The sequence below is a fragment of the Bradyrhizobium sp. SHOUNA76 genome (assembly GCF_023006445.1).
Lineage (GTDB): Bacteria > Pseudomonadota > Alphaproteobacteria > Rhizobiales > Xanthobacteraceae > Bradyrhizobium.
Window position 1 is genome coordinate 1 of the sequence record NZ_JALBHA010000374.1, and the last position, 6,611, is coordinate 6,611.

General features: G+C 62.9%; 6 protein-coding genes. 3 read left to right on the forward strand and 3 right to left on the reverse strand.

Annotated elements, in window-relative coordinates:
• On the forward strand, positions 1 to 1,001 hold a 1,001-nt coding region (locus MOV74_RS27925; protein WP_246929813.1), incomplete at its 5' end, for an asparaginase.
• Between the two features lie 164 nt (positions 1,002 to 1,165).
• Here the strand turns inward: MOV74_RS27925 and MOV74_RS27930 are convergent.
• The gene (locus MOV74_RS27930; protein WP_246929815.1) at positions 1,166 to 2,683 is read right to left on the reverse strand and encodes an outer membrane protein; all 1,518 of its coding nucleotides are present in this window, start codon (positions 2,681 to 2,683) and stop codon (positions 1,166 to 1,168) included.
• A 334-nt stretch (positions 2,684 to 3,017) separates the two neighbouring features.
• Between MOV74_RS27930 and MOV74_RS27935 the strand changes: the two genes are divergently transcribed.
• Complete coding sequence (locus MOV74_RS27935) at positions 3,018 to 3,947, forward strand: AraC family transcriptional regulator (protein ID WP_258719560.1); 930 nt, start codon at positions 3,018 to 3,020, stop codon at positions 3,945 to 3,947.
• Positions 3,948 to 4,089: 142 nt separating this feature from the next.
• On the opposite strand, the gene glnA is transcribed toward MOV74_RS27935, so the two are convergent.
• Together glnA and MOV74_RS27945 are read right to left on the reverse strand one after the other, a co-directional pair.
• Positions 4,090 to 5,499 carry a type I glutamate--ammonia ligase gene (gene glnA / locus MOV74_RS27940; protein WP_246929819.1) on the reverse strand — a complete coding sequence of 470 codons (1,410 nt, stop codon included), beginning with the start codon at positions 5,497 to 5,499 and terminating at the stop codon, positions 4,090 to 4,092.
• A gap of 151 nt (positions 5,500 to 5,650) precedes the next feature.
• A complete protein-coding gene (locus MOV74_RS27945; protein WP_007603495.1) occupies positions 5,651 to 5,989 on the reverse strand; it encodes a P-II family nitrogen regulator in 339 nt (112 codons plus the stop codon).
• A gap of 383 nt (positions 5,990 to 6,372) precedes the next feature.
• Between MOV74_RS27945 and MOV74_RS27950 the strand changes: the two genes are divergently transcribed.
• Positions 6,373 to 6,611 (forward strand): NAD(P)H-hydrate epimerase (locus MOV74_RS27950; protein WP_309486843.1); only part of this gene is annotated, 239 nt, incomplete at its 3' end.

The window sequence follows — 6,611 nt, forward strand, 5'->3', positions numbered from 1 at the left end:
CGGCCGCCGGCCTGCCGCGCATTCTCGTGCTGGCGACCGGAGGCACCATCGCAGGGCAGGCCGACGCGCGCGCGACCGGCGCCTACAAATCCGGCCAGATCACGGGCGAACAGCTGATGGCGTCGGTGCCGGGCCTGGACAAGCTCGCCAGGATCAACGCCGAGCAGATTTCGTCGATCGGCTCGCAAGACATGAACGACAAGGTCTGGTTCGCGCTGGCCCGTCGCATCCAGGATGCCTTCGACAAGAACGAAGCCGACGGAATCATCATCACCCATGGCACCGATACGCTGGAGGAGACGGCGTTCTTCCTCGACAACGTGGTGCGCGGCGACAAGCCGGTGGTGATCGTCGGCTCGATGCGTCCGGCCACGGCCGTCAGCGCGGACGGCCCCGGCAATCTGTACGAGGCGGTGCAGGTCGCCGCCGATCCCCGCGCGCGCGGCCGTGGCGTCATGGCCGTGCTGAACGACAAGATTCAAGGCGCCCGATCGGTCACCAAGACCAACACCACGAGCATCGAGACGTTCAGCTCTGCCAATGACGGCCCGGTCGGCTATGTCGACACCGCCGGTGGCATCCGGTTCATGACCCAGGCCGGCGGCTTCAAGCGGACGACATATCAACTCCCGGCCGGCGAGCAATTGCCCCGCGTCGAGATCGTCTACTCGCACGCCAACATGGATGCCGTTCCGATCGAGGACGCCATCTCCCACGGCGCCAAGGGCATCGTGCTGGCCGGGGTCGGCGACGGCAACACGTCGAAGCCGGCGCTCGATGCGCTCGAGGCGGCGGCGAAGAAGGGCATCATCGTCGTCCGGTCCACGCGGGTTCGATCCGGCTTCGTCACCCGCAACGTCGAGGTCGACGACGACAAGAACGGTTTTGTCGTGTCCGAGGACCTCAATCCGCAAAAGGCTCGCGTCCTCACCCAGTTGCTGATCGCGGGCGGCGTGACGGCGCCGGCCGAGCTGCAGCGGGCGTTCACGGCGACGTGGTAGAGCGCATTTTTGCACGTGAGAGGCGCGGCGACTGCACGTCGTCGCGGACGAGGGGCCCGACCATCGTCTTCGGCTGGGGCGGGACTGCTCGATCATGTCACGCCGCAGCGCAAGACGGCGTGAGCTCTGGACGCGAGTGCCGGTGAGACGGACTTTGTCTCCGATCAGTTGCGTGCCGTGGCCAGGCCGGGCAACGGATTGAGGTGGTAGTTCACTCCCAGTTTGAACAAATTCAGAGTCTGACCGACCTTGTCTGCTCCCGGGGCGATATTGCCCTGATCCGTCCCAGGGCCTGCACTGAGCGTCAGAATACCGGTGTCGGTATGCTGCTGCGCGATCATCTTGATGTAATCGTACTCGCCCTTGATCGACCAGTTGCCGCCCAGCGCGTATTCGGCGCCGACGCCAACGGCGATTCCGGAATGCACGGCCGTTCCGCTGGTGGATGCCGTGAAGAGCCCGGCCACAGCGGGGAGGGGTTCGACGGTGCTTCCCGAGTGTCTCTCGCTGGCGATCGCGATGCCGCCCTTGCCATAGATCATCAGTCGGTCGCCGACGACAAAACCCGCCCTGGCGCTGGCGATAGCCAGCCAGTCAATCGAGCTGTCGAGCTTGGTGACCGCAGTGCCGCCGAAGAACGCATCGGGACCCGTGAGAGTCTGACCGCCCCGCAGGCCCGTCCACATCCACTCGGCTTCGACGCCGAAGACGAGCGCACCGGACTGGACGTTGACGCCTCCGTTGACGCCGCCGAGCCAGCCGTTCACGTCGTAAGCGCCGCTTCCGGGATTGGCCGGATCAACGAACGTCGAGCGTTCCATGTGGCCGAGTCCGTAACCGCCCTGCACGCCCAGAAAAGCGCCGGTCCAGTCGGTGCCCGGCGCCGGTTTGACGGGCGGATAGATCGCATCGACCGTGGTCGCGCCAAGCCGGTAGTTCGCTCCGACCTTGACCAGGTGGACGCCGTCCTGCGTGATCGGCTCGTTCAGCCTGAAGTTGGGTACAGGTACGCCATTGAACGTGGCCGGACCGGCGAGGGGCGTGGTCCGCGTGCCGAACGCCACGTAGTCGTACTCGGCCTTGACCGACCATCGGCCATCAAGGGCGTATTCGGCGCCAAAGCCGATCGTGGGGGCCCAGCGAAATTCGCGGGCACTCAGGTTCTCGACAATCGTTCCGCCGAAAGCATCGTTGAGCGCCAGGTTGTACGAATGCTTCTCCCAGGCCCCGGTCAGCCCGCCCTTGGCGAAGACAAACCAGCGGTCGGCGGCGAGGCCGGCCCGCCCGGTGACGGTGGCCATCCCCTCGATTTTGGAATTGCCTGACGCCGTGACCGTGCCCAGGAAGAACGGCCCCATGCTGCCGATCGTCAGCGATTGTGAGCCGCCGATGTCAGCCCAGGATCCCTCCAACTCGACGCCGAACACGAGGCTGGCGATCTGCTTGTTGATGCCGATTTGCGCGCCGCCCAAGAAGCCGCCGGTGGGAAAGTTGAGTTGCTGGTTCGTCCAATCCTTCATGCCGCCGCCATAGCCGGCATGCACGCCGACATAGACGCCGCTCCAGTCGAAAGCGGGAGCCGGGAGTGCTGCCGCCTTGACGGGGAAGTCCGCGGCTGAAGCCGCCTGCGTCAAGGCAAGACCAATTGAAACAGCCGAAACAAATTTTCCCGTGATTGCCATTGAGCCCTCTGCAACCGGCGCGCGCATTTTGGAGCGACGTCAAGGAGCTATACTGGGAGTGGGCCGCTTCGGCTTGGGGCACGCGCTACACCGACTTGGACAGATCACCACAAGTCCGACGATTGCCATCACCTGTGATCGGCTTGCCACATCGGCGGGCGCGTCGGTCCGGCGCCGACGTCGCATCAGGCCGAGCCTGCATCGCTGCGCGAGCCGAAGCAGGCGCGGCCTGAAAGGGCTTTGAACGCTGCGGGATTTCCTGCGACAAAAGGAGCGCCGGGCAATCTCACTCTTATGGAGCGGTGCGTTGGATACGGGCGACGAATTGATCGCATTGGAGCTGTCCAGCTCCGCATTTGCCGAGCACGACAGGACGGAAGCCTTTCACCAGATCTACGGCCGTGAAATTCTCAAGCTGGAGATCGAGCCGTTGCCCGACACGGCGCTCCAGATTGACATGAAGTTGCGTGCACTGCCCGGAATGTCCGTGGCGGTCGCGACCGCTTCTCCGATTTTCTGTCGCCACACCGAAGCGATGATCGACAACGACGATCCGGTGATCGTGCTCAACCGCGATGGCGCGGCGACCCATAACCAGAATGGTCACGAGACGCATCTCGGTCCCGGCGACGCGATTCTGACGACGAATGGATTGCCGGGGACTGCGACCAACTACACGGCGAGGCGTGTGGTGACCTGGCGGATCAGCCGCGCGCTGATTGCGCCCATGGTCAGAAACTTCGACGACGCCATCGGCAGACCGCTCGACAGGCAGAATCCGGCGCTTTCGCTCTTTCTGGATTATCTCGGCATCGTCAATGAGAGACAGTCGCTCGCGAACGCCGCAATGCGGCGGGCCGTCGTGAGCCATATGCTTGACCTCGGTGCCCTGTTGCTGGGCGCGACTCCGGATGCCGCCGAGATGGCGAACAAGGGCGGCGTTGCGGCCGCCCGAATGCGGAGCATAAAAGCCCACATTAGCGCTCAGTCCGGCAATCCCGGCTTCAGCCTGGACGCCGTGGCGGCCAAGCAGGGCATCTCAAAATCCTATGTCCGCAGGCTGTTCGAGCTCGAAGGTACGAGCTTTACCGAGTTCGTCCTCAATCAGCGGCTGGCCTCGGCCTACAGGATGCTGACCGATGTGAGCCTCGCTGGCCGCTCGATCAGCGAAATCGCACATCAATCCGGCTTCAACGACATCTCGTACTTCAATCGCACCTTTCGCCGCGTCTACGGTGCATCTCCATCGGATATCCGTAAGTGAGCTGCAGGACGGGTAGAGCGAAGCGAAACCGATCCTAGCGTGCAGGACGGATTGCCCCTCGGCTGCTCCACCTGTGAACAACCCAAACGAAAAGGCGCCCCTCGCGGAGCGCCTTTTGACTGTCGCATGTAGCTCGGGCCGCTTAGCCCGAATAGTACATTTCGAACTCGACCGGGTGCGGGGTCATTTCGAAGCGGGCGACTTCGGTCATCTTCAGCTCGATGTAAGCGTCGATGAAGTCGTCGTCGAACACGCCGCCGTTCTTGAGGAAGCCGCGATCCTTGTCGAGGTTTTCGAGCGCCTCGCGGAGCGAACCGCAGACGGTCGGGATCTGCTTCAGCTCTTCCTTCGGCAGGTCGTAGAGGTCCTTGTCCATCGCCGGACCCGGATCGATCTTGTTCTTGATGCCGTCGAGGCCGGCCATCAGCATCGCGGCGAAGCCGAGATAGGGGTTGGCCATCGGATCGGGGAAGCGCACCTCGACGCGCTTGGCCTTCGGCGAGGCGGTGTAGGGGATGCGGCAGGAGGCCGAGCGGTTGCGCGCGGAGTAGGCGAGCAGCACGGGGGCCTCATAGCCCGGGACCAGACGCTTGTAGGAGTTGGTCGACGGGTTGGTGAAGGCGTTGATCGCCTTGGCGTGCTTGATGATGCCGCCGATGTAGTGCAGGCAGGTCTCCGACAGGTCGGCGTATTTGTTGCCCGCGAACACCGGCTTGCCGTCCTTCCAGATCGACTGGTGCACGTGCATGCCCGAGCCGTTGTCGCCGAAGATCGGCTTCGGCATGAAGGTGGCGGTCTTGCCGTAGATGTGCGCGACCTGGTGGATGCAGTACTTGTAGATCTGCATGTGGTCGGCCATCAGCGTCAGCGTGTCGAACTTCATGCCGAGCTCGTGCTGGGCGGACGCGACCTCGTGGTGATGCTTCTCGACCTTGACGCCCATCTTGGCCATGGCGCCGAGCATCTCGGAGCGCATGTCCTGCACCGAGTCCTGCGGCGGGACCGGGAAGTAGCCGCCCTTGGTGCGGATGCGGTGGCCGAGATTGCCGCCTTCATATTCGGTGTCGGAATTGGTCGGCAGCTCCGAGGAGTCGAGCCGGAAACCGGTCTTGTAGGGCTCGGCCGAGTAGCGCACGTCGTCAAACACGAAGAACTCGGCTTCAGGGCCCACGAACACGCTGTCGCCCACGCCCATCGACTTCACCATGGCCTCGGCCTTCTTGGCGATGCCGCGGGGGTCGCGGTTGTAGGGCTCGCCGGTGGTCGGCTCGAGCACGTCGCAGGTGATGACCATGGTGGTCTCGGCGAAGAACGGATCGATCGTCGCGGTGACCGGATCCGGCATCAGGCACATGTCGGACTCGTTGATCGCTTTCCAGCCGGCGATCGAGGAGCCGTCGAACATCGTTCCTTCGGCGAAGATGTCATCGTCGATCATGCTGACGTCGAACGTCACATGCTGCCACTTGCCGCGCGGATCGGTGAAGCGCAGGTCGACGTACTTGACGTCGTTGTCCTTGATCGATTTCAGGACGTCTTTGGCGGTCTTCATGCATACCCCTTTTGGCTCTGCGGGTCGGTTTCCAGATGAGCAAAATTATTCTCGCTCGGGCGAGTTTTGCGCGACCGCACAAACGAAATCAGGCCGCCGAAGCAGCCTTCATTCTAGTCGGAGTGTCGCAAAATTCGGGATAGCACCCGGCTCAGATAGCGTCCAGCCCGGATTCGCCGGTTCGGATGCGGATCGCCTCTTCGATGTTGGAGACGAAGATCTTACCGTCGCCGATGCGCCCGGTCTGCGCGGCGCGGCGGATCGCGTCGATGGCGCGCTCGACCAGATCATCGCCGATCACGATCTCGATCTTCACTTTGGGCAGGAAGTCGACGATGTATTCTGCGCCGCGGTAGAGCTCGGCGTGCCCCTTCTGCCGGCCAAAGCCCTTGGCTTCGGTGACAGTGATGCCCTGAAGGCCGACTTCCTGAAGCGCTTCCTTCACCTCGTCGAGCTTGAATGGCTTGATGATGGCTTCGATTTTCTTCACTGCGCGCCTCCCGGCCTTTCGATCAAATAGCAACGTCTTCGTCAGGATGCGCTTTTCTTAACGCACGATCTTGTCTTCGCTAAGCCGGGATACCTGACCTGTCCGGCAACAACGGCCGGCGACACACCTGATAAATGCCAGTGAGCACGACGAACCGAAGCGGCTTCCTCGAAAGCAGGGTCTATGCCAAGTTGCAAATGCCCTGATTATTGGAGCGTTATCAGTCTTTTAACGAGCATCTCTGAGTGGTGGCGCCAACCTGCACAAAATAGCGAAGACTACGAAATAGGCAAACGGTTCAATATGTGTGCAGATCGTTGTTCCCCGCGTCGGATCGGCGCGGAAGATGCCTGTTGAAAAGGCGATTGTGCTAGGGAAGTGGCATGGAAGTTCTGACCAACGCCGAAATGCAGCGGGCGGACCAGCTCGCCATCGCGGCCGGCACGCCCGGTTTCAAGCTGATGCTGAGCGCGGGACAGGCGGTCGCCGAGGCCGCCCAGGCGCTGGTGGAGGAGGGGCCGATCCTGATCGTGGCCGGGCCCGGCAACAATGGCGGTGACGGTTTTGTCGCAGCCGCCGAGCTCGCCGCCCTGGGGCGCGAGGTCTCGGTGATCGCGATGTG

Bases quoted from the DNA above. Each gene is read 5' to 3' on its own strand.
- glnA (WP_246929819.1), bottom strand. From the start codon at position 5,499: ATGAAGACCGCCAAAGACGTCCTGAAATCGATCAAGGACAACGACGTC.
- MOV74_RS27930 (WP_246929815.1), bottom strand. From the start codon at position 2,683: ATGGCAATCACGGGAAAATTTGTTTCGGCTGTTTCAATTGGTCTTGCC.